1 protein-coding gene is annotated in these 1228 nt (G+C 72.3%); it reads left to right on the top strand.

The genetic code is table 11. From position 1 onward, the window contains the following. Positions 1-322: 322 nt before the first annotated feature. Positions 323-1228: sulfotransferase (locus E4O86_RS22960; protein WP_161142851.1), on the top strand; the 906-nt coding region annotated here is incomplete at its 3' end.

Below are 1228 nucleotides of genomic sequence, written 5' to 3'. Positions count from 1 at the left end.
CGGGCGGCTCGTCGCCGGCATGGCCGCAGGCGGGCGCGCGGCCGGACGGTCGCTGCCGCGCCCGATCGGCCGTGACGAAGCCTCGAGGCTGCCGCGGCGCATGGGGCGGCGGCTCGAGCGCCGGCTCTCGGCGCTCCGGGAACGGTTCGGATGACGCGGCGCTCGACGCGCCCGGAACTTCGCGATATCGCTTGCATGTTGCATCGCGAAATGGAGCGGCGGATTGAAGCCGAACCGGTTGTCCCGATGGGTGCGTCGCCGGATCGATAGGATTCGCAAGCCTGCCCTGCTGAGGGCAGCGCACGGCGCCGGCCCGGACTTCATGTGCGTCGGGGCCCAGAAGGGCGGAACGCAGTGGCTCTACGACCAGCTCTGCGTCCATCCGGAATTCTGGATGCCGCCGCTCAAGGAGATCCGCTATTTCCACGGCCTGCCGACCGGAGCCGTCCGGCGCCTCTATGAGCGCGCCCTCGCCGATCTCGACGGACTGAACCGGCAGCGCGCCGAGGAGCAGCACCGTCCGATCGACCGCGGCGACATCGCGTTCCTGCGCGCGCTCCTCTGGCTCGACGAGCGGCCGCGCGACGTCCGGGAATACGCCAAGCTCTTCAACCCGAAGGGGGACCGCCTCTCCGGCGAGCTCACGCCCTTCGACGCGACGCTGCCGGAGGAGCGGATCGCCGAGATCGTGGCCGCGTTTCCCAGCATGAAGGTGTTCTACATCATCCGCGACCCGGTCGAACGCTTCTGGTCGCAATATTGCATGGCGGCGCGGCGGGAGGGGCGGCTCGAGCTTCCGACGCCGGAACGGCTCGCCGCGTTCGCGCGCGAGCAGCCGGTCGCCTCGCATTCGCGGCCGAGCGAGGCCGTCGCGCTCTGGACGCGCCACGTCCCGCCGGAGAACTTCGCCCTCTCCTTCTTCGACGACCTCGAGGCAGACCCGGCCGGGTTCCGCGCCAGCATCCTGGGCTTCCTCGGCGCCGATCCCGCGCGCGGAACCGGGGTGCTCCCGCCCGGCTTCAACCGGAAGAGCGTCAATCCGACGATCGAGATGACGCCGGGGGTCCGCTGGCTCGTCGCCCGCATGTTCGCGGACGAACTCCGCCGCTGCGCGAAGCGCTTCGGCGGGCCCGCCGAGGGCTGGCTGGCACGCTATGCGGCCGAGCTCGCGCCGCCGGTCCAGGGAGGGCGACCGGCCGCCGCTCCGCGCGGCGGGCGGCCCGCGCCG

Source organism: Propylenella binzhouense (genome assembly GCF_009866965.1).
GTDB classification, from domain to species: Bacteria; Pseudomonadota; Alphaproteobacteria; order Rhizobiales; family Afifellaceae; genus Propylenella; species Propylenella binzhouense.
Note: the sequence above shows the minus strand (reverse complement) of the source record. Positions and strands in the feature narration are given on the sequence as shown.